This is a genomic window from Synechococcus sp. BIOS-U3-1 (genome assembly GCF_014279975.1).
GTDB lineage: Bacteria > Cyanobacteriota > Cyanobacteriia > PCC-6307 > Cyanobiaceae > Synechococcus_C.
In genome coordinates, this window is sequence record NZ_CP047936.1 from 215,178 (window position 1) to 234,885 (window position 19,708).

The 19,708-nt window shown below is 54.0% G+C and carries 14 protein-coding genes; 8 read left to right on the forward strand and 6 right to left on the reverse strand.

The features are described 5' to 3' along the window. Positions 1-3 precede the first annotated feature (3 nt). From SynBIOSU31_RS00980 to SynBIOSU31_RS00995, 4 genes are read left to right on the forward strand one after another with little or no spacing between them, the layout of a single operon-like run. Positions 4-2,223: a glycosyltransferase gene (locus SynBIOSU31_RS00980; RefSeq protein WP_186491425.1), complete on the forward strand. Its 2,220-nt coding sequence runs from the start codon at positions 4-6 to the stop codon at positions 2,221-2,223. Continuing rightward, on the forward strand, positions 2,223-3,371 hold the full coding sequence (locus tag SynBIOSU31_RS00985) for a glycosyltransferase (RefSeq protein WP_186491426.1): 1,149 nt from the start codon (positions 2,223-2,225) through the stop codon (positions 3,369-3,371). The genes SynBIOSU31_RS00980 and SynBIOSU31_RS00985 overlap by 1 nt, the downstream gene beginning before the upstream one ends. Continuing rightward, positions 3,364-4,644, forward strand: a complete 1,281-nt coding sequence (locus tag SynBIOSU31_RS00990) for a glycosyltransferase (protein ID WP_186491428.1) — start codon at positions 3,364-3,366, stop codon at positions 4,642-4,644. The genes SynBIOSU31_RS00985 and SynBIOSU31_RS00990 overlap by 8 nt, the downstream gene beginning before the upstream one ends. Continuing rightward, a complete protein-coding gene (locus SynBIOSU31_RS00995; RefSeq protein WP_186491430.1) occupies positions 4,641-5,783 on the forward strand; it encodes a glycosyltransferase in 1,143 nt (380 codons plus the stop codon). Before SynBIOSU31_RS00990 ends, SynBIOSU31_RS00995 begins: the two co-directional genes overlap by 4 nt. 55 nt (positions 5,784-5,838) lie before the next feature. Here the strand turns inward: SynBIOSU31_RS00995 and SynBIOSU31_RS01000 are convergent, their stop codons facing one another. Together SynBIOSU31_RS01000 and kdsA are read right to left on the reverse strand one after the other, a co-directional pair. Further along, the gene (locus tag SynBIOSU31_RS01000) at positions 5,839-7,677 is read right to left on the reverse strand and encodes a hypothetical protein (RefSeq protein WP_255477296.1); all 1,839 of its coding nucleotides are present in this window, start codon (positions 7,675-7,677) and stop codon (positions 5,839-5,841) included. Continuing rightward, complete coding sequence (gene kdsA / locus SynBIOSU31_RS01005) at positions 7,674-8,525, reverse strand: 3-deoxy-8-phosphooctulonate synthase (protein WP_186491432.1); 852 nt, start codon at positions 8,523-8,525, stop codon at positions 7,674-7,676. Before kdsA ends, SynBIOSU31_RS01000 begins: the two co-directional genes overlap by 4 nt. 55 nt (positions 8,526-8,580) lie before the next feature. Between kdsA and SynBIOSU31_RS01010 the strand changes: the two genes are divergently transcribed. Together SynBIOSU31_RS01010 and SynBIOSU31_RS01015 are read left to right on the forward strand one after the other, a co-directional pair. Next, positions 8,581-8,886, forward strand: a complete 306-nt coding sequence (locus SynBIOSU31_RS01010; protein ID WP_186491433.1) for a hypothetical protein — start codon at positions 8,581-8,583, stop codon at positions 8,884-8,886. Positions 8,887-8,893: 7 nt separating this feature from the next. Beyond that, on the forward strand, positions 8,894-10,135 hold the full coding sequence (locus tag SynBIOSU31_RS01015) for a CCA tRNA nucleotidyltransferase (RefSeq protein ID WP_186491434.1): 1,242 nt from the start codon (positions 8,894-8,896) through the stop codon (positions 10,133-10,135). A 47-nt stretch (positions 10,136-10,182) separates the two neighbouring features. Here SynBIOSU31_RS01015 and SynBIOSU31_RS01020 read toward each other — a convergent pair whose 3' ends face one another. After that, positions 10,183-10,746: a KdsC family phosphatase gene (locus SynBIOSU31_RS01020; protein WP_186491435.1), complete on the reverse strand. Its 564-nt coding sequence runs from the start codon at positions 10,744-10,746 to the stop codon at positions 10,183-10,185. A gap of 548 nt (positions 10,747-11,294) precedes the next feature. On the opposite strand from SynBIOSU31_RS01020, the gene SynBIOSU31_RS01025 reads away from it, so the two are divergent. Then, positions 11,295-12,482, forward strand: coding sequence for a glycosyltransferase (locus SynBIOSU31_RS01025; protein ID WP_186491436.1), 1,188 nt, complete (start codon positions 11,295-11,297; stop codon positions 12,480-12,482). 47 nt (positions 12,483-12,529) lie between these two features. Here SynBIOSU31_RS01025 and SynBIOSU31_RS01030 read toward each other — a convergent pair whose 3' ends face one another. Then, positions 12,530-13,846: a hypothetical protein gene (locus SynBIOSU31_RS01030; RefSeq protein ID WP_186491437.1), complete on the reverse strand. Its 1,317-nt coding sequence runs from the start codon at positions 13,844-13,846 to the stop codon at positions 12,530-12,532. 187 nt (positions 13,847-14,033) lie between these two features. On the opposite strand from SynBIOSU31_RS01030, the gene SynBIOSU31_RS01035 reads away from it, so the two are divergent. Continuing rightward, positions 14,034-16,427, forward strand: a complete 2,394-nt coding sequence (locus tag SynBIOSU31_RS01035; RefSeq protein WP_186491438.1) for a UvrD-helicase domain-containing protein — start codon at positions 14,034-14,036, stop codon at positions 16,425-16,427. A 12-nt stretch (positions 16,428-16,439) separates the two neighbouring features. Here the strand turns inward: SynBIOSU31_RS01035 and selD are convergent, their stop codons facing one another. Both selD and galE read right to left on the reverse strand, forming a co-directional pair. After that, complete coding sequence (gene selD / locus SynBIOSU31_RS01040; protein WP_186491439.1) at positions 16,440-18,578, reverse strand: selenide, water dikinase SelD; 2,139 nt, start codon at positions 18,576-18,578, stop codon at positions 16,440-16,442. Continuing rightward, complete coding sequence (gene galE, locus SynBIOSU31_RS01045) at positions 18,575-19,645, reverse strand: UDP-glucose 4-epimerase GalE (protein ID WP_186491440.1); 1,071 nt, start codon at positions 19,643-19,645, stop codon at positions 18,575-18,577. Before galE ends, selD begins: the two co-directional genes overlap by 4 nt. Between the last annotated feature and the right edge of the window lie 63 nt (positions 19,646-19,708).

Sequence of the window (19,708 nt, forward strand, 5' to 3'; positions counted from 1 at the left end):
TTCATGTCTGATTTTGTTGTCCTCGCAACTGCCGACTGGGACCACCCCCTTTGGACCAACAAACAGCATGTGGCCGTTGCTCTGGCTGATCTGGGGCATCGTGTCCTCTATGTCGATTCGCTTGGAGTCCGTGGACCACGTGTAGATCGTTCCGATATGGGAAGGATTTTGCGGCGGCTCCGACGTGGTCTTCGGCTGCCCAGGAAGGTGCGCTCTGGGGTCTGGGTTGTTTCACCCTTGGTGCTTCCAGGACAGTCTCGCGGCCTCCAGGGTCGATTCAATCGTTGGAGCCTGAACTTCAGCCTGTTTTTGGCTGATTGCGTTTTGGACCTTCGTCGACCTCTGTTGTGGACCTTCAACCCTCAGACACTTGCTTATTTAGGGCTGAAAAGATTTCACGCATTTCAGGCCGCGGTTTACTTCTGCGTTGACCGAATCCAGGCTCAACCAGGCATGCCCGTACAGCAACTGGAAGATGCGGAACGGGATCTCTGCGCGCAGGCCAGTGCACTCTTCACAACCTCGCCCAAGTTGTTGGCAGCTCTTGGGCCGCTGAATGCCGGCAGCCATGGGTTCGGCAATGTTGCAGATGCGGACCATTTCGGACAAGCGCTGACCCCTCCGATCCAACGGCCTGATGACTGGCCTCAAACCAGTGGTCCGGTGTTGGTCTTTATTGGTGCAATCGATTCCTACAAGCTTGATCTGTCCATGCTTGAGGTGTTGATGGAAAGAACGCCGTACTGGACTTACCTCTTGATTGGTCCAGTCGGTGAAGCCGATCCGAGCACGGACGTCAGCAGTTGGCGTCGATTTGAAAATGTCCATTTGCTCGGAACGAGGGATTACAGCGCCCTGCCCGCCTATCTGGCCTACGCCGATGTTGCTTTGCTGCCTCTTCAGCTCAATGAGTACACGCGGCATATGTACCCAATGAAATTTTTTGAGTACTTAGCGGCCGGTCGCCCCGTGGTTGCCACTGCGATTCCCTCTCTTCAAGATCAGTCGGATGTGGCACTGCTCTGCCCTCCCGACGCTGTGTCGTTTGAAGCAGCGATTCGTTGTGCTTTGGCAGGAGAAGGCCCCACTCTTGAACAGCGTCTGCGGCGTGCAGGTCTGCAGACCTACCGCACGCGAACCGAGGCGATGCTCGATTGTTTGGATCGTCACGGTCTGATGCCTGATTTGCCTCTCGCACCTCAGGCTCCTCCACTTCACCGAGTGCGTGTTCAGTTCAGCCGTCGAAAGCTTTCTGCCCAGTTTTGTTTGTTAGGGCTGCGTCTGTTGGAGCTCTTGGGCTGTTCTGAGATGAGCCAGCACATCCTGGGCTCCTTGCTGGCGCATCAGCCCACCAATATCACCCTTTTGAGTGCACTAGCCAGGAAGCGCCTCGCGGTTGGAGATCACAGCGGTGGATCTGCATTGATTGAAAGGATCTGGCATGAGGACGGTGTTGTTGATGTCCTTCATCAGTTGTTGTTCCATCGTCACTCTCGCCCTGGTGGTCGCCATGACCAGCTGCACATGTTTGAGGCACTGGCCTCGAGCACTGCTCTTCCTCTTCATTACGCCGGCTATTGCACGGTGGTCAGCACCTATCTGGCGATGGAATCCAATGATTCAGAGGCGTTAAGCCGTGGTGTTGATGCTCTTGGGAACATCCTGGTCACCTTGCAGGCAGATCCTGATCTATACAGATGTTTGAAGCAAAATCATGAGAACAGGGTTGAGCTGCTGATGTCGGCTCAACTCGCCCGTCTACGGGCTTTGATAGCTCTCCAGGACACGCAAGCGCTCCACTTGGCTGCGATCGAAGTGCTGGCAATGACGTGTCGTTATGACCCTTTCGCGATCGACTGCACCACTGTTGCGCGCAGCATGTGCACAATCATGCGCAGTCTCACGGTCGCGGCAGTCATGGCCTGGCATGCGGAGGATGCCTCCTGTTTTGATCATGTGGTCAATGAGATGGAGCGTCTCAGCAAGGCCTTCCATGCTGAGCGTTTTGATCATGTTTTGAATGAATCTCAGGCAAGCCATCGCCAGTTTGCTGACGCGGTGGTGGCGATGCTCCAGTCCCGCTGCTGGTCTTCAGAAGACGTGGAGGTACGTCCAGAGTTGGAATGGTTGGTGGCTCCTCTGGACTTCGTTGATGTTCTGGATTACCGCTATGAGCGGTCCGACCGAGCCAGGAGCTTTCTTCAGTCGCTTAGGCACTTGTAATGCTTGAGGTCCGGGTTGCTTTCACCATTGATTCCCTGAAGCTCGGAGGTGCTGAACGAGTTCTTTTGCAGTGGGCAAGCTGGTGTCGCCAGGAGGGTTGGCAGGTGCTGATCGTTACTCGACAGGCACCTCAGTCGGATGCTTACCCCTTGCCTGAGGGCATTGAACGCGTGGTGGAGCCGCCCCTGCCTCGACAGCTCAGCTGGTTGGGTTGGTTTGCCTTTCCTTTTCGCGTGCTTGCGTTGCGTCAGTTGCTGCGTCTCCACCGCATTGATCTGGCGGTGGGAGTCACCACACTCCCAGCGGTGAAGCTGCTGCTCGCCACCGTTGGCCTTTCAACTCGAACCGTGGTGTCTGAGCGCAACTACCCACCGGCAAAGCCCATCTCTTTGCCTTGGCGTTGGCTACGTCGCCTGACCTATCCATTAGCTGATCTTCATCTGATACAGACCAGGGAAACAGGGCTCTGGCTCCGCGAGAACTGTGCTGTTCATAGGCAGCAGCTTTTACCGAATTCCGTGACCTGGCCGCTGCCCGATCGCGAGCCCGTACTCGAGCCCTCTGAATTCATTGCACCAAGGCAGCCTCTGATTCTGGCTGCTGGCACCAAGGCACATCAGAAGGGTTTCGATCGCCTCATGCCGGTGTTTGCTGAGTTGGGTCGATGCGATCCTGATCTGCACTTAGCGCTGCTTGGACTGGCGCCGGGGCAATACCACGGATTTGATCAGCAGAGATGGTTGCGCCAGTTGCTCGGCCAGGACTCCGATCTGCAGGAACGCTTGCTGATGCCAGGTGTGAGCGGGAGCATGGCGCGTTGGTACACCAGGGCCACTGTGTTTGTGTTGCCTTCGCGGTATGAAGGCTTCCCGAACGTGTTGCTGGAGGCCATGGCTGCCGGATGTGCCTGCATTGCCAGCGACTGTCTGACTGGTCCGGCAGATTTGATCCTTCACGGAGAGAATGGCTTGCTGTTGTCTTCACAGGCGACATCCGATGACTGGGGTGCGGCCATCGCTGGCTTGCTGGCAGATCCCGGTCAATGCCTTCGCTTGGGTGAGAGGGCTGCGCGGGTGAGGGAGCGTTATGACGCCGCATGTCTGCGCAATGAGTTTCTAGAAGCTCTGCTCCGGTTGCGCCATGGATGATCTTTGGGTTGTGCTCCCTCATCTCGGTGCCGGCGGTGCGCAGAAGGTTGGACTCCTCGCCGCAGAGCACTTTTCGGCTCAGGGTTATCGCGTGAAAGTAGTCACCCTCATTCATGGTCATCCCGTGCGGCATGCCATTCCTCATGGTGTGATCCATCAGGAACTCGGCCCTGAATCCAACTCGCATCCCCTGTTGCGTGATGGTTGGAATCGCTCTTGGATGGCCCGGGCAAGACGTTTTGGTGTTGCTCAGTTCCTTAAAGCGCATCGCTTACTGATCAGAGCTCAACTCCTGCTCCTGAGTCCCTGGTTTGAGTCGAGAATTCGACCTGGCAGTGATGGTCTCGCCTCCACGTTGTTCTCTCGAAGGGCCAGCAGTTTGGGCGCAGAGCGATTGTGCAGTTTGAAAGTGCTGATCGAAGAGGAGCGTCCTCAACGTTTGCTGTCGATGCTCACTAGGACCAATATTTTGTGCTGCTTGGCAGCTTGGGATCTTCCGATTCACTTGGTTGTGTCGGAGCGTAATGACCCTGCACTGCAGCGCCTGGATCGAGTCTGGTCACTGCTCCGGCGGCTTTGTTATCGCCGAGCTGATGTCGTTACAGCCAACACTGATGGTGTGATTCAAGCTCTCAAATTGATGGGGCAATGGCAGCGCCTGGAGCTGCTGCCTAACCCAGTGCCCACCAGTCTTGAAGTGTCGGAGCAGCAGCTGACATCAGACCGGCGCCAGCAAGAGATTCTTGCTCTTGCGCGATTACAGCCTCAAAAAGGCCTTGATCTGTTATTGCGTGCCTTTGCCTTGATAGTTCCCTCCAGTCGCAATGGCTGGAGGCTGACGCTGGTTGGTGAGGGGCCTGAAGGCACTGCACTGAAAAGGCTCAGCGCTGAACTTGGGCTTGATGACGTGGTGTCTTTTGAAGGATTTCGTACTGATACCCAAACCTTTTTTCGTAGGGCCAGCATCTTTGCTCTGCCATCAAGGTTTGAGGGGATGCCGAATGCCCTTTTGGAAGCCATGGCCTTTGGTTTGCCATCTGTGGTGAGCGATGCATCCCCGGGCCCTCTCGAGATGGTGCGTGATGGTGTGGAGGGATTTGTTGTGCCGTCTGAGAATGTCGAAGCCCTAGCCCGCGCTTTGGAGCGGTTCATCCTGGATCAGGGTTTGCGCGAGCGCTGTGGTGCCGAAGCACGATCCACTTTGGCAGCGATGGATTGGAGCGTGCTTGAGCCATGTTGGCGCTCCGTTTTGGCGTTGCCGAAAGAGGGATGAGCAGATCGAAGAGGCCCACTTTGCTTGTGTTTGCTCCAACCCGTCGGGCGACGAGTGAGACCTTCATTCGTGCCAATCTCGCAGGATTGCCCATGCGCTGCATCGCCTATTTCGGCGATGAGTGGTCTCTCCTCAGGCCTTGGCAGTCGCTATACGCCACTGCGATTGTTATGAGCAAGCTGTTGACGCAACTCGGGATGGTTCGTGCTGCTTCTTGGCCCGCAGCACTCGTTGCCTGGTTACTGATCCGTCGAGATCGCCCGGATGCAGTGCAGGCTGAATTTGGTTTTGAGGCGGTGCGTGTGATGGAAGCTTGTGCCTGGAGCGATGTTCCGATGCTGGTGCATTTTCGAGGATCGGATGCATCCTCTCGTCGTCGTTTGGATGTTCTGAAGGAGAGATATTGCCGCTTGATGTCGATTGCTGACGGCGTAATTGTGAAATCGCGACCGATGGCTGACACCTTGATGGCACTAGGGGCTCAAGCGGAGCGCATTTTGATCAGTCCTTCAGGAGCGAACACCGATCTGTTCCATGGCAGTGCTCCGGCGGCCGCTCCCCCGGTGCTGTTGGCTGTTGGGAGGTTTGTGGCCAAAAAAGGTCCTCTACACACCATTCGTTCCTTCTCCCAGCTTTGCGGGGAGCTGGGCGAGCGGGAACCGACGTTGGCCCTATGGATGGTGGGTGATGGTCCGCTGCTGAAGCCGGCGCAAGCTTTGGTGATTGCCCTGGGTCTGCAGGATCGTGTGCATTTCTTCGGCGTTCAACCTCAGGCGACAGTGGCTGAATTGATGCGTGAGGTACGAGCTTTCGTCCAGCACTCGCTGGTGGCTCCAGATGGTGACAGTGAAGGCAACCCTGTGGCCGTGATGGAGGCGCAGCTCAGTGGGTTGCCCGTGGTTGCCACCCGTCATGCGGGCATTCCCGATGTGGTTCTTGAGGGAGAGAGCGGCTATCTGGTGGATGAGGGGGATGAAGCAGCTATGGCTCAAGCAATGGCCAAACTTATTCTGAACCCAGAATTAGCGGCAACGCTTGGAGATTGTGGGCGCCGTCGAATTGAGGAGAGATTCACCATTAGTCATCATCTCAACCAAATCTCTGAGCTCATCCATCAAGTCATCACGCGCAATCGCTAGTGTCAATCATCATTGATTGAATCGATTCGTTGAGGTGGAAAGCTTTGTTGGTGTTTCAGGGCTGCAATCTGTAAATAGCTCCGCTGTCGTCGGTTTTGTTGTGCCTGTAAAGCTGCTCGTGAGAACTGTTAGAAAAAATTGGCTTTAAACTATAAATTGACTTGTCAATATTGAGGATTAAATCTCCAGGTAGAGGAGTGTATTGGGCTCCTCTATCGATTCCATCTTCGATTCGAAGTGAGTTGTCGTCTGGGTCGAATCCAATCAGGCGATCATAATTAATTTTGCCTAGATGTCTTTTTCGCGAAAACCAAGAATTGCTATTATAGATAATATTCACTGGTTCTCCTTTTTGTCTGATTTCTCTCGCTATTTCATTGACTCTGATGTAAGCTCCAAGCCAAGAAGATTGTCGACTTTTAATCCATTGGACTGTCTTGATGAATGATGGTTGGCCTTGATTTGATTCAAGGATTAGAACAATCACAGCTGCAGTTGTGCCGATGGCAGCGGTGATTCGCCATGGAAGTTTTCGATTGATTTGTGGGGCTAATGCGGAGCTCCAGATCCAAACAACGTTCAGGGTTGTCACGAGGTGTACGGGGAGGCTTAGGTATGAGTAGCTTTTAAAGCTCACCAGGATAAAAAGAGCTCCTGCGTAGCTGATTGAAGCGATGTTTAAAGCATCCAATAAGTGGAGTCGTAGACGTCCAAGTCCAGCCATGATTAAACGGCTGGTGGTGAGAAGGATTAAGAACGTGAATCTCCAGTCAAACTCAATACTGCTTTCTGATTTGTCAGAATATGATCCTTGACTAATGTAGGAGCTTGGCAGAAGCGAGAGATAGCTATAGCTGAATATAAAAATTGAAATAAGCGTTAGAAGCCATAATTCAAGACGGTAGTCCTTGAGGAATTTTTTTGTGCTTTTCAGGCTCCATTGATCATGGTTTTTGTCCCAGCCAAGAAACCCGAATGCGATTGAAGCGATTGGGGGAATGATGAATAGTATGGCTGCAATATCTTTGATAAAAATACCAATCAATCCGAACAAAAAAGTGCTATAGAACGATGCATTACTGTTGGTTTTCTGATAGTGAAGGTATGATGAAGCGTAAAGAATGAAGACAAGCGTAAGAAGTCTTTCGCAGTAAATCAGCTGAAAAAATCCCTCTGCAGTTGAAGGATGAATCATTAAAAGCAAAGCCGTAATGATCAGTATTCCCGCACCCTGCTTGTCATCGATGGAGCTCAGTCGCCTGACAAAGCGAGTGGAAAGCACCACGATTGCAATGAGTTCTGCTGCGCTGACAAGCATCCAGACTTTGACGTAGGCGGTGAACCAGCTCAGGACATGAAGATCTTGATGGGCGAGAGGGAAAAAGCGAAAATCTCTTCGCCGCATGGTTTCGCTGATGAACTCGGAATGGAATGAAAAATTATTGAGTAGGTGATCGCTCACTACATCGCTGTACCAACCCACCAGCTCTGGGTAAAGCCAGGTTGTGCCCTGAACCATGGCTACGGTGTAGGCCGCAAAAAGGCTTAAAGCAATGGGTTGCTCTTTTGCAAAATCAAATAAGGCCTGCAAAGGGGGTTTTTGTAATCGTCCTGTTTCGGTGGCTTCGTTTCGTTGAAATTTCGATATCAACCTCACCAGGAGAACCGCGGTTATTGCCAAAAGGATCAGAAAGATGTCGTGTGCTGTCGCCAGGTACTGTCCCAGTAATCGTTGGCTGGCTTCAGTTCCAATAGCAGGAAGATTGTCCCGATTCTTGAGCATCCATCCCCACAATCCCAAGCCAATTAGGCTTAAAGGGATGGTGATGCCACAAATCCATTTCAGAGGTTTAAGGCTGGGGGCATCTGTGGACTTCAAAGATGTCTTGCTCATCGAATGCTGAGTGCTGGCAGGGACTTCACTAGGTCGTCAATAGCTTTGATCTGGATTAAAAAAGGCTTCAGCTGGGACAGTGGCAGAGCGCTCGGTCCATCGCATCGGGCCTGAGCTGGATTCGGATGTACTTCAAGAAATAATCCAGCAAGACCTATGGCCATCGCAGCCCTGGCCAGTTCCACTACTTGGCTGCGTCGACCGCTGGACGTTGCTCCTCCCGGTTCTCGACACTGCAGAGAGTGGGTGACGTCGAAAATCAGTGGCAGCTGATCGCAACTTCGGTTCATCACCCCGAAGCCCAGCATGTCCACCACAAGATTGTCGTAACCGAAATTGCTGCCGCGTTCGCAGATCAGCAGCTTCTCATTGCCGCATTCACGGAATTTCTCCACCACGTTGCCCATCTGGGATGGGCTCAAGAACTGGGGCTTTTTGATATTGATCACTGAGCCGGTGCGGGCCATTGCCCTGACCAGATCTGTCTGACGGGCCAAGAAAGCTGGAAGCTGAATGATGTCGCATACCTCTGCCGCAGGGGCTGCCTGCTCCGGGGTATGAACGTCCGTGATCACAGGGATTCCGTGAGTCTCTTTGACTGCCTGGAGGATCTTGAGACCCTCCTTTAAGCCAGGCCCCCGGTAGGAGTGGATGGATGACCGGTTGGCTTTGTCGAAGGAGGCCTTGAACACCAGAGGGATCTCCAGTTGTCGGCAGATGGCTGCGAACTCACCTGCGACGTCCAAGGTGAAATCCTTGGACTCCAGCACGTTGATGCCACCGATCAATACAAAGGGAGCATCGTTGGCAAAGGTGATTGATCCGAGGGCAACCTGCCTTGCAGGCATGGAGTCTGAGCTGAAGGTGAAAGCTTAGGTCTCATCCCTGGCCCCGCCGTAACCTATGCCCAAGCGATGGAAATCATTGGTGGCGCTGTGTCCAGTTCTGCTCTTGATTGGCAACGACCCGCAACACCAGACTATTACCAACGTCTTCAATGTTTTGATCAAAAGTTGTGCTCAGCAAAGTTCTCCCCTAACAGCGATCACCTCAATGGATGCTCCGCAGCTGAAGACCCCGAAACGACTCGGGCCGCTGATTTTGATCAAGGTGGGTCACACAATCGCCACCTACATTGTTGAAAACAGCTGTTCACAAACCGATTCAGATGAGCAGCAGAAGCAGGTAGGGCGAATGACTTTCCTATAGACAGACCATGACACGCGTTTCTGCGTCAGCTCTCCCGGGTATCCCCCCTGATCTCATTCCTTCTCTGGTGGCGCAGGTGAAAGGAAAGGCTCGTCTTGCTCTTGTCGGCGGCGCGGTGCGTGATGCCCTGCTCCATGACATGCATCAGGCTCCTGGCCAAACGCTGCCTGATCTCGATCTTGTCTACGAGGGGTCTTGTTCCCAGCTTGCTTCTGGTCTTCAGGAGACTCTTGGTCTGGTTCGTGTAACTGATCTGCGTCTGCATGATCAGTTCGGTACCGCTGAACTGGTTCTGGATGGTGTTCTGCTGGATCTAGCAGCTGCTCGCACTGAGATCTATCCCGCTCCAGGACAAAACCCCCTGGTGCATAACAGTTTTTTAGAAAAGGATCTGGCTCGTCGGGATTTCACGGTGAATGCCATGGCGCTGGTGTTGGAGGCTGATGGCAATCAGATTCTGTTGGATCTTTTTGATGGGCAGCAGCATCTGGCCATGCGTCAGCTCGCTTTCTTGCATGAAAGAAGCGTTGAGGATGATCCGACTCGCGTGTTGAGGGCGGCCCGTTACTGCGCTCGTCTTGGTTTCAGCCCTGCTCCCACAGCATTGCTCCAAATGCATTCCACGATCGGCTTGTGGCCTTGGGCTTGGCGTTTGGGTGATCCCGTTGATTCTGTGCCTCCTGCACTCGGAACCCGGTTGCGGATGGAGCTGGAGTTGTTGCTGGATCGTGAACCATGGGCAGAAGCCTTGGGCTTGCTGCGGTCCTGGTCCGTGATGCCTCTGTTAGATCCCTGCTTGCAGAGCGATCCCAGGCTGATCCGTCGTCTGCATCAGGCCTCGAGATTGGGCCTTCCCGCTCTGGCCGCTTTAGTGGCAGCCGCTTCAGATCCTCGCGAGCTCGCTTTGAGACTGCAGATCCCAGGCCAGCAGCAGCGCTGGCTTGAAGCGTTGCTTGAGTTGCGTCGTTGGATTGTGCTGGATGTGTTGCCACAGCCTTGGGGCAGCTGGGGGACCTTGGAGTGGACAAGGCGCCTGGAACAGGATCGGTGGCCTGCTGAGGTGGTGGCCTTGGCCGTCGTCGACAACCTGCCTTGCTGGCGTCCGTTGTTGCGTTGGTGGGGGCGCTGGCGTCATGTTGGGGCAACTGAAAGCGCGAGGGAACTGATCGCTCAGGGCATCTCTCCCGGCCCCCAACTTGGCGAGGCTTTACGTCTTTCGCGTGATCAGGCGTTGATGGGCATCAGGTGAGACGTCCTGTTTGTCCAATACTTGCGCGGCTGTGATCGGTTCTTTGCTCAGACGTTCTGATCCCGCCAACCGTGGCGTTGCAGTGCTGCCCAGTAACCTCGCGCCTGCAAAATTCGCTCCGCCAGTTCGCGCACGGCTCCATGCCCCCCGCGTTGGCACAGCACAGCATCAGCTTGGTGGCGCATGGGTTGGCAGCCATCAAAGGGTGTGAGCAGTAGACCAACGTGATTGCGTACTGCAAGGTCGTTGAGGTCATCACCCACAAAGCAGGTCTGTTCAAGAGTCACCTGCAGTTGCCGTTGGAGTGCCACGAGTGCCTGGGGTTTGTCGTGGACTCCCACGAGGCAGTGTTGGATGCCCAGTTGTTGTGCACGTCGTTCAGTGGCCCCGCCTTGTCCGCCGCTTAGAAATGCCAGTGAAATTCCAATTTGTTGAAGCAGGCGTAGGCCCAGCCCATCGCGCACATCAAACCGCTTCTGAAGCTCCCCATCCTGATTTAGCCACAGGCCTCCATCCGTCAGTACGCCATCAACGTCAAGCACCAAGAGTTGAATGTCAATCAGCTTCTTATGGTGTCGGTGCCAGTGCCATTCGCGAAGCAGACTTCGCATCGTGATGTCCTCCTTTCAAGTCAGCTTGGTTTGGACTGGCTAACGAAAACGCAACAGGCTTTCCAGTTTGATGGAGGGACCGAGCAGAAGCATTCTGAGATGGTCTTGTATGGGAGTGTTCTTTAGTCCTGATGGTGTCATCAAGTGTTGGGCGTCATTGGGGGATGTGAATAGGCATTCAGGAGTGATTGAGTTCAGTATAAAAACCCAGTCGATTGTGTTTTGAGCTGAAGTCTAGGGCTACACCATTGCCGCGTTATTGATCAATTGACGTTTGGCTTTCAATAACACCTGTTGTGTTGTAGAGGCTTGATGGTGTTGATCGATAACTATTTTTTTCTGACAAGCTTTTTGCCATTTGATGCGTTGCCGAGGCAGACATGGCTTTGTGACGGTTCTAAGCTATTTCCGCATGATTGTGATCATGGCTATTTTGCTGTGTGGGGATGTTGTTGCAGGGGCATTTTGCTTGCAAAATGTTTGAAACAATTGTTGAATAGTTGCCATTTGCCTGTATATTTGCTTTCAAAGCTGTTCGGTTGGTCAGCGTGACGTTTGCCTATCTCTTCGCTCGCTTTCCATCGCTGACGCAAACATTTTGTTTCCGAGAAGTTGAGGAGATGTCAAGGCAGATGGGAGCAATGCCTATCTGGTCGTTGCGCTATCCGGATGACTTCTCTGAGGATTGTCCTGTTGAACTTGCCGCTAGAACGCGTTATCTACCGGATCGTGATCAGTTGAAGCAGATGTTCTGTTCAACGCGAGCTATGCTTGGTGATTTTCCTTTATCCGTCATTTGGCAGGTGAAGCGTTGGGGTGAAAAAAAGGGCAAGTATCGGCTTTACGAAGCTGCCTGGTTGGGTCGCGAATTGAAGGAGCAAGGTATTACGCATGTCCATACCCATTTTGCAGGGATCGGAGCACGAACGGCTTGGTGGATGAGCAAGTTTTATGGGATTTCTTATAGCTTCACTGGCCATGCAAACGATATGTTCTGCAGCAATGATGATCCTTTGCTTCTTCAGGATCTCGTCGATCAATCCTCATTTGTTGTCACCGTTTCAGATTTTTCGCGTGAGTGGCTTTTGATCCAGTGTCCTGATTCTTCCGCGAAAATTCATAGAATTTATAATGGTATGGAGTCTCGATGCTTGCCTGCAAGTGGGGCCAAAACTTTACCCCCTAAAATTGTTTCTGTAGGTCGACTGATTACGAAGAAAGGTTTTCAATACCTTGTCGAAGCTTGTGCATTGCTGCGAGATAGTGGATTAGATTTTCATTGTGAAATCATTGGCAATGGTCCACTCGAGGATGACTTAAGGTACCAGATTCAGCAGTTGAGATTAGATGACTGTGTCGAACTGGCTGGGGCTTTGCCTTGGCAAGAAGTCAATTCCAGGCTCAATGCATCTTCCGTGTTTGTCCTTCCTTGTGTGAGTGATGATGGTGGTGGAATGGATAATCTGCCAACCGTTATTCTTGAGGCGATGAATGCTGCTTTGCCTGTTGTTTCGACGCGATTGGCAGCCGTTCCTGAAATGGTAGATGAGGGGATTACAGGCTTTCTTGTTGATGAATGTGATGCCTCGGCACTTGCTGATGCTGTGGGGCATATTCTTAAGATGCCGGATTGTGGCCAAGCAATTGGACGGGCTGGTAAGGACTATGCTGAAAAAAAGTTTTCTGTTGTACAGACTGTTTCAAGTCTGATGTCTTTAATAAAGCAATCCCTTTAGATGTAAGTTTTGACCGGCCTAATGAAGTTATGTCTGGAGAATTAATGTCAACTATTATGCTTAAGCAGCGTACTACTTGCTAACGGCATGCCAAGAGCTAAGCCAATTATAACTTGTAAGGTATGGTTGTAAACGAAAAAGGTCGTACTAAAACTGCAGATTATTATAAAAACCCCCATTGTTATAATTGCTTCGCTCCAGGGTGCAACAGTGAGGGGCAAATAATTAAAAATTTTCTCTACTTTGATGTAGCCAATAAGGCCTTTGACGTAGACACTGGAAAGTATCGTTAAAGCAAAGATGCCAAAGAGACCATGTAGGCCCATCACGTGTGCCAAGACATTGTGTGCATGACCCCTTGTTCTGCCTGGTTTGCTCCAAAAAATGCCTACCTTTTCATCTGTGCACCTTTGCATAATGAACTCCTTGTTATGACCAGACCCGTAAATAAAACGATTGTTGCCAGAGAGCATTGAATTTGCCCAGCACAATGCAATATTTACGCGCCCTTTGTCGCTAGCTAGTGCTGGTAGGTCAGGTGTTGTTTTGATGACTGGGGATATTGCGACTGCGAGAACAATGCTTAAAATAGAGGCCATAAACGTTGATGCAAAAATAATTTTTGTTTTTGTCTGTAATTTCCTTATTTTGCCAGTATGAGACAACGCAATGCCAAGGATGATGCTTAAAATCGGAGCAATGATGGCCATCCTTGAGTCTGTTATGAGGCATAATACGAAGCCGCCCGCGGCGCCCAAATAGCTCATTATTTTTCCCTTTAAGCTGCTTGACATTCGTCCTGCGATAATTCCTGAGATTGCAAGAAACGAGAACACAGTCTCTTGTAAAAAAGATCTGAGTTCGTCGATATCTGAAAATGCTTGGACTATTGCGGTTGAATTGATGCCGAGTTGTTGGAAAAAATTAGTTGAGACGTCTAGTTGCTGTAGTCCAAAAAGTGCCAGTAAAGGTAGAGAAGTTGCCCCCATCCATTGTAAAAGTCGCTTCCACTGTTGAAGCGTCAAGCCTGCCGCTGCTGCTATCCCTAGGCCAATCAAAAAGTATTGAGTTAGTCCATATTCGTCTTCAATTTTTAGAATTGTTCTGGTTTGGATTAATAGTAAGCCTAATAGCAAAGCATACAGAGTTGATTGATTTTTATTTGTTTGATTGCCATTTTGCCAAATCTTTGTCAGGAATGTGATGCTGATCCATATGATGGTCAGGCCTACGCCGAGTTCTTTCGTTGAATGTTCAATTTGTAAGATGATTCCTGCCGAGAGCAATGCATTGTGCGCTTGGGTATCGAGCAGCGCTTGTTGCGTTTGTGAAAAAAGGTACTGAAGAGGAAGTTTGGGTTTCACGGGGTCTTGCTTTCAACAAGGGATCATGTCTTTGGGATTAAGCCCATTAAGGTTGTGTCAGGCTTAAGTAATTGCAAAAATTGCCGATCTTGGTCCTTTACAAGTCTTCTTTCGCATCAGCTTAATTAGCAATGAACTTTAGCTAATTTGAATCGCAAAAATCATTTGCATTAGTTAGAATAACATAATGAGTTTTTTAGCCGGCCTTAATGACGCCCAGCGCCGGGCAGTGGATCATCACGAGGGGCCGTTGTTGGTGGTGGCCGGTGCAGGCAGTGGCAAAACGCGGGCTCTGACCCATCGCATCGCTCATCTGATCGGTGAACACGGAGCTGATCCGTCTCAGATCCTTGCGGTGACCTTCACTAACAAGGCGGCTCGGGAGATGAAAGAGCGGTTGGAGTTGCTTCTTGCTCAGCGACTGGCGCAGAGTCAGTTCGGGCAGCCTTGGAGCACCCTGCCACCTGTGGAGCAGCGTCAGCTGCGCTCGCGTATTTACCGCGAGGTCACCAAGGAGCTGTGGATCGGCACCTTCCATGCCTTGTTCGCGCGCATGCTGCGCTACGACATCGACAAGTTCAAAGACAAAGAGGGACTCACCTGGACCAAGCAGTTCTCGATCTACGACGAGGCCGATGCTCAGAGCCTGGTGAAGGAGATCGTGACCCAAGAGCTGCAGCTCGATCCCAAGCGTTTTGAGCCTAAGAAGGTGCGCTGGGCGATTAGTAACGCCAAAAACCAGGGCTGGCTCCCGGAGCAGATGGAAGCCAACTCCGAGGGGCAGCGCGGCAAGCTCGCAGCGGATGTTTATCGCCGCTATCGCAAGGCCCTGGCTGCCAATAACGCTCTCGACTTTGATGATCTGCTGCTGCTTCCCGTGCAGCTGTTGCAGCAGAACGAGCAGGTTCGCAGTTACTGGCATCGCCGCTTCGCCCACGTGCTTGTGGATGAATATCAAGACACCAACCGCACTCAGTACGACCTGATCAAGCTTCTTGTCACCGATGGCAAGGAACCCCAGGTTTACGACAACTGGTCAGGGCGTTCGGTGTTTGTGGTGGGGGATGCCGATCAGAGCATCTACAGCTTCCGTGCTGCCGATTTCACCATCCTGATGGGCTTTCAGGACGACTTCGGCGACCAGGCGCCGGACGATGCTACGCGCACCATGGTGAAGCTGGAGGAGAACTATCGCTCTACCGCAACGATCTTGGAGGCGGCCAATGCTCTGATTGCCAACAACAGCGAGCGCATCGACAAGGTGCTGCGTCCCACCCGTGGCGAAGGGGAGTTGATTTCACTCACCCGCTGCGATGACGAGATTGCCGAGGCCGAAGCTGTGGTGCATCGGCTTCGCATGATGGAAGCCGCCAATCCCGAGCTGAGCTGGGGTGACATGGCCTGTCTGTATCGCACCAATGCCCAGTCTCGAGCACTGGAGGAATCGCTGGTGCGTTGGCGGATCCCCTACGTGGTGGTGGGTGGTCTGCGCTTTTACGACCGCCGTGAGATCAAGGATGTGCTCGGCTATTTGCGCCTGATGATCAACCCGGCTGACACCGTCAGCCTGTTGCGGGTCATCAACGTCCCGAAGCGAGGCATCGGCAAAACCACGATTCAGCGGCTCACGGATGCGGCGAGTCAGCTGGGAATTCCGCTCTGGGATGTGGTGAGCGACCCGGAAGCGGTGCGCTCCTTGGGAGGCCGCTCGGCTAAGGGGCTACTGCAGTTCTGTGAACTGATCAATGGGCTGCGCGAGCGCGTTCACAACACGGCGCCTTCGGAACTGATTCAGCAGGTGATGGAGCAAAGCGGCTACGTCAGTGAGCTGATCACCGAGGGCACCGATGAAGCCGAAGAGCGCCGGCGCAATCTGCAGGAGTTGGTCAATGCCGGCTTGCAGTATCAGGAAGAGAACGATGAAGGCGATCTCGAGGGTTTCCTGGCGTCAGCTGCCCTGGCCAGCGATGCTGATAGCAAAGACACTGCAGCCGATCGTGTCACATTGATGACGCTGCACAGCAGCAAGGGCCTGGAGTTTCCTGTGGTCTGCCTGGTGGGGATGGAGCAGGGGCTCTTCCCCAGTTATCGATCGCTGGATGATCCTGCCTCCTTAGAAGAGGAGCGACGCCTCTGTTATGTGGGCATTACCCGGGCCAAAGAACGGCTGTTCCTGTCCCATGCCAGCGAGCGCCGACTCTGGGGCGGAATGCGTGAACCGGCCGTGCCCAGTGTGTTTTTATCCGAACTACCGGAAGCTCTGGTGCAAGGCGAAATCCCCCGCACCGGCGGAGCAGCAATCCGTCGTGAGCAACGTCTTGATCGGCTCACCCGTGTGGACCGCGACACTCCCAGTCCCAGTAGTGCGCCTGCCAACGCTGTCCGTCGCCGTCAGGCTGGACCTGCTCCTGGAAAGAGCTGGAGTGTGGGAGACCGGGTGATGCACAGCAGCTTTGGAGAAGGTGAAGTCACGCACACCTTCGGCAGTGGCGAGAAGGTTTCGATCGCGGTGAAATTTGCTGGCATGGGGCCCAAGATCCTCGATCCGCGTCTGGCGCCGATTGAAGCTCTCGACAGCTAATGCAGCCATGAATCAGCGCGATCGCACGCTGCCGATGTCTGTCCATGGGCTTTGCGGTTGAGTCGTTAGCTGCTGGGCGATATCTGCTTCAACGCTGATCAGCAGCGGTCCACAGGTCTGCGGATCCACTAGCAGCTCCAGCAGGGCTTGATGCTGCTTACTACCTGGATCGATTCCGGCCAACTGCAGATTCACGGATCCGTTGTCCAGCAATCTCCAGGCTCGTCGGTTAGCGGGGGCCAGGCTGCTGGCATAGCCCTTGGCCAGTAGCGAAAGAGCTCCTGGGAGTGCAGGGATCTCGTGGCCGTTGAGCACCACGTTCAGGCCAGTATTACGCAGCATTTCGTCCAGATGCCCCAGCAACCCGAAGCCAGTGATGTCGGTCGCGGCATGAATGGCATTTGGATGTTTGGTTTGCAGAGCTAGAAGCTCTTCCAGCAAGACGTGCTGGCTCCTGCCCATTTGTTCGAGGGCTAAATCCAAAGCTGGAGCTGGAGTTGCACCGGCCATGGCCGCGGCAAATAGCACTCCTGTTCCCAGCGGCCTGCTGAGCAGCAGTCTGTCTCCAGCCTGAAGCCCTGCTTTGGGCCAGAAGGCTTCAACGGTTTGGCCGCTGACGCTCAGCACTATCTGCACCGCTCGGCTGAGCGGCGGCTGGACCAGGCCATCGCGAGCCTCCAAGGTGTGACCACCAATCAGCTGGGCGCCCTGGGGATCAAGGGCGGAGCGAATCCCGGCCAGCGTCTGGGCCAGCAGGGTTTCCTGAGCTGACTCACTGGCTTCGGGAAGGGTGACCACGGCCTGGGCTGCTAGCACCCGCGCACCGCAGGCCCAGAGATCGGAGCAGGCATGCAGGGCCGTAACTCGTCCGTTCAGCCAGGCATCACTGACCAGGGCTGGAAAACCATCCACGCTTTGCAGCACAGGAGCGCTGCCCGCGGCGGTACCCAACGGCAGCACTGCGGCATCTTCCGGGTTTGTGCCAAGCGTTGCGATGCCGGCCTGCTGCAGAGCACTCTCCAGGGGCCCAGCAGGAAGCTTGGCCGCACAGCCCCTGCAGGCCATTGTTTCGGCGCTGTCCATGGATCTTCTGTGCCGAAACATCGCCATAAAGCGCGCATCAATGATCGCTTTGAGGCGCCATAGCAGTGGATGAGGGCCGAGCAGAGCTGAGCCCCGTAGTGCCCAAGCTGTGGGTTGACCCTTGTTGAACCCGCCCAGCAGTTGCAGTGCCTGTCGCTGGGGTCGCCAGTTTCGTAAAGGTTGACCATTGCAAGCGGCTTCCAGGTTTCGGGCCAATGGTTTGGCGGCCCGTACGGCCCAAACTCCTGATGGGGAACGGGGTTGTGCATCGATCAGAGCGCAGTCGCCTGCGGCGAAGAGATTGGGCTGTCCGATCACCTGAAGGCTTACTTCGGTGCGGATCCGACCGCTGTTTGGGCAGCAGGGCAGGCCGCTGGAGGTCAGCCGCTGGGGTGCTTGGCTGCCAGTGCAAAGCAGCCCTGCAGCGGTTTCAAGCTGATTGGTTGGATCTAGGTTGCGCGTTTCAATGAGCTGGATGGATGCTTCTAGCAGCGCCCGTTTCAGCACTGGTTTCAGCTTTGCCGGGTGGATGCGCAGTAGAAGAGGACGCCTTGGCCATCGCTGCCTCAGAGCTAAGACTGTCTCCACTGCAGCCAGGCCGCTGCCGACCACCTGAAAAGGCGAGCTTGCATTAGCCGGCTTGCCCATCTGTTCGTCCTGGTCGGCCAGAAAGGCCAGTGCTGGTTCCAGCGGTTTGATTGGCACTAGTCCTGGAGTTGGCGCTGGGCTGCTTGACGTCACGGCGCCCAGGTTGAGGCTGAGGTGCTCGTAGGGGAGTGCCGGGCGTTGATTCAGTTGCAGTTGCTGGTTTTGGAGATCCAGACCGGTGATCTCGGCCACCACCAGCGCCACGCCGGCCTGATCGGCCAAGTCGCGCAGGTCGACTGCCACCTCGTCGCGTTGATAGACCCCTGCAATCAGCCCAGGCACCATGCCTGAATACAAAGCGGTGCTCGTGCGGCTCACCAGCGTGATTAGTTGATTGGGGCGCTTGCTGGGCTTCATGGCCCAGCGCCGCAAGACCAGTGCGTGACTGTGCCCACCACCAGCCAGCACAAGACCGCTCATTCTTGATCGCTGTAGCCCGTTGGATTGGCCGACTGCCAGGCCCAGCCGTCACGGCAGATCTCGTCTAGGCCGCTCTGCGTTTGCCAACCAAGCCGTTGAAAAGCCATTGCGGGATCGGCAACAGTGATGGCTGCATCTCCATTGCGTCGAGCCACCACGTCGTAGGGCACTGGGCGACCGCTAGCGCGTTCAAAGGCACGGACCACCTCCAGCACAGAGGCACCCTGGCCACTGCCCAGATTGAGGGTGAGCAGTTGTGCTGGTTCAGCGAGCATGCAGTCGAGAGCAGCTCGGTGGCCTTCCGCCAGATCCATCACGTGGATGTAATCACGAACACCGGTGCCATCGCTGGTGGGCCAGTCGCCTCCGAACACCTGGAGAGATTTGCGCCTGCCAACGGCCACCTGACTCACGAAGGGGAACAGGTTGTTGGGGGTACCCAGTGGATCTTCTCCGATCTTGCCGCTGGGATGCGCTCCCACGGGATTGAAATAACGCAGGCAGGCAATGCGCCATTGGTTGGGAGCACTGGAGGCTAGATCGTGTAAGAGCTGTTCAACCGCTGCTTTGGAGTGGCCGTAGGGGTTGATCGGCTGAATGGGCGCTGATTCTGGGATCGGTTCGTCTTTTGGGTAGCCATAGAGCGTTGCGCTGCTGCTGAACACCAAGGTGCGGCAGCCATGGGTGTTCATGGCTGCCAGCAGACAGCGGCTGCCAGTCAGATTCACGTCCCAATAACGCAGCGGTTCACGCACCGATTCACCAACGGCTTTCAGCCCGGCGAAATGAATGACCGCTTCGATCGGCTTGCCAGCGTTGCGGGCATCGATGAACACCTTCTCCAGGCAAGTGATGTCACGGATGTCGCCTTGGATGAGCTGCAAGCGTTCTTTGCTTCTCTCTCCAGAAGCCTGTAGCCCGGCCAGTGCTACCACTCTTTCAAGAGCCACCGGTGAGCTGTTGCTGTAGTCATCCAGAACGATTAGGTCGTGCCCTTCTTGCAACAGCACCAGACAGGTGTGGCTGCCGATGAAGCCTGCGCCTCCTGTGATCAACAGCTGTGACATTGGCTAGAACCTATGGCAAAAATTTTCGCATGAGCGATAACTGAGGGGCAGACTGATCAGTGG

Coding starts and splice junctions, on each gene's coding strand:
- SynBIOSU31_RS00980 (WP_186491425.1), top strand. CDS start 4: ATGTCTGATTTTGTTGTCCTCGCAACTGCCGACTGGGACCACCCCCTT.
- SynBIOSU31_RS00985 (WP_186491426.1), top strand. CDS start 2,223: ATGCTTGAGGTCCGGGTTGCTTTCACCATTGATTCCCTGAAGCTCGGA.
- SynBIOSU31_RS00990 (WP_186491428.1), top strand. CDS start 3,364: ATGGATGATCTTTGGGTTGTGCTCCCTCATCTCGGTGCCGGCGGTGCG.
- SynBIOSU31_RS00995 (WP_186491430.1), top strand. CDS start 4,641: ATGAGCAGATCGAAGAGGCCCACTTTGCTTGTGTTTGCTCCAACCCGT.
- SynBIOSU31_RS01000 (WP_255477296.1), bottom strand. CDS start 7,677: ATGAGCAAGACATCTTTGAAGTCCACAGATGCCCCCAGCCTTAAACCT.
- kdsA (WP_186491432.1), bottom strand. CDS start 8,525: ATGCCTGCAAGGCAGGTTGCCCTCGGATCAATCACCTTTGCCAACGAT.
- SynBIOSU31_RS01010 (WP_186491433.1), top strand. CDS start 8,581: ATGCCCAAGCGATGGAAATCATTGGTGGCGCTGTGTCCAGTTCTGCTC.
- SynBIOSU31_RS01015 (WP_186491434.1), top strand. CDS start 8,894: ATGACACGCGTTTCTGCGTCAGCTCTCCCGGGTATCCCCCCTGATCTC.
- SynBIOSU31_RS01020 (WP_186491435.1), bottom strand. CDS start 10,746: ATGCGAAGTCTGCTTCGCGAATGGCACTGGCACCGACACCATAAGAAG.
- SynBIOSU31_RS01035 (WP_186491438.1), top strand. CDS start 14,034: ATGAGTTTTTTAGCCGGCCTTAATGACGCCCAGCGCCGGGCAGTGGAT.
- selD (WP_186491439.1), bottom strand. CDS start 18,578: ATGAGCGGTCTTGTGCTGGCTGGTGGTGGGCACAGTCACGCACTGGTC.
- galE (WP_186491440.1), bottom strand. CDS start 19,645: ATGTCACAGCTGTTGATCACAGGAGGCGCAGGCTTCATCGGCAGCCAC.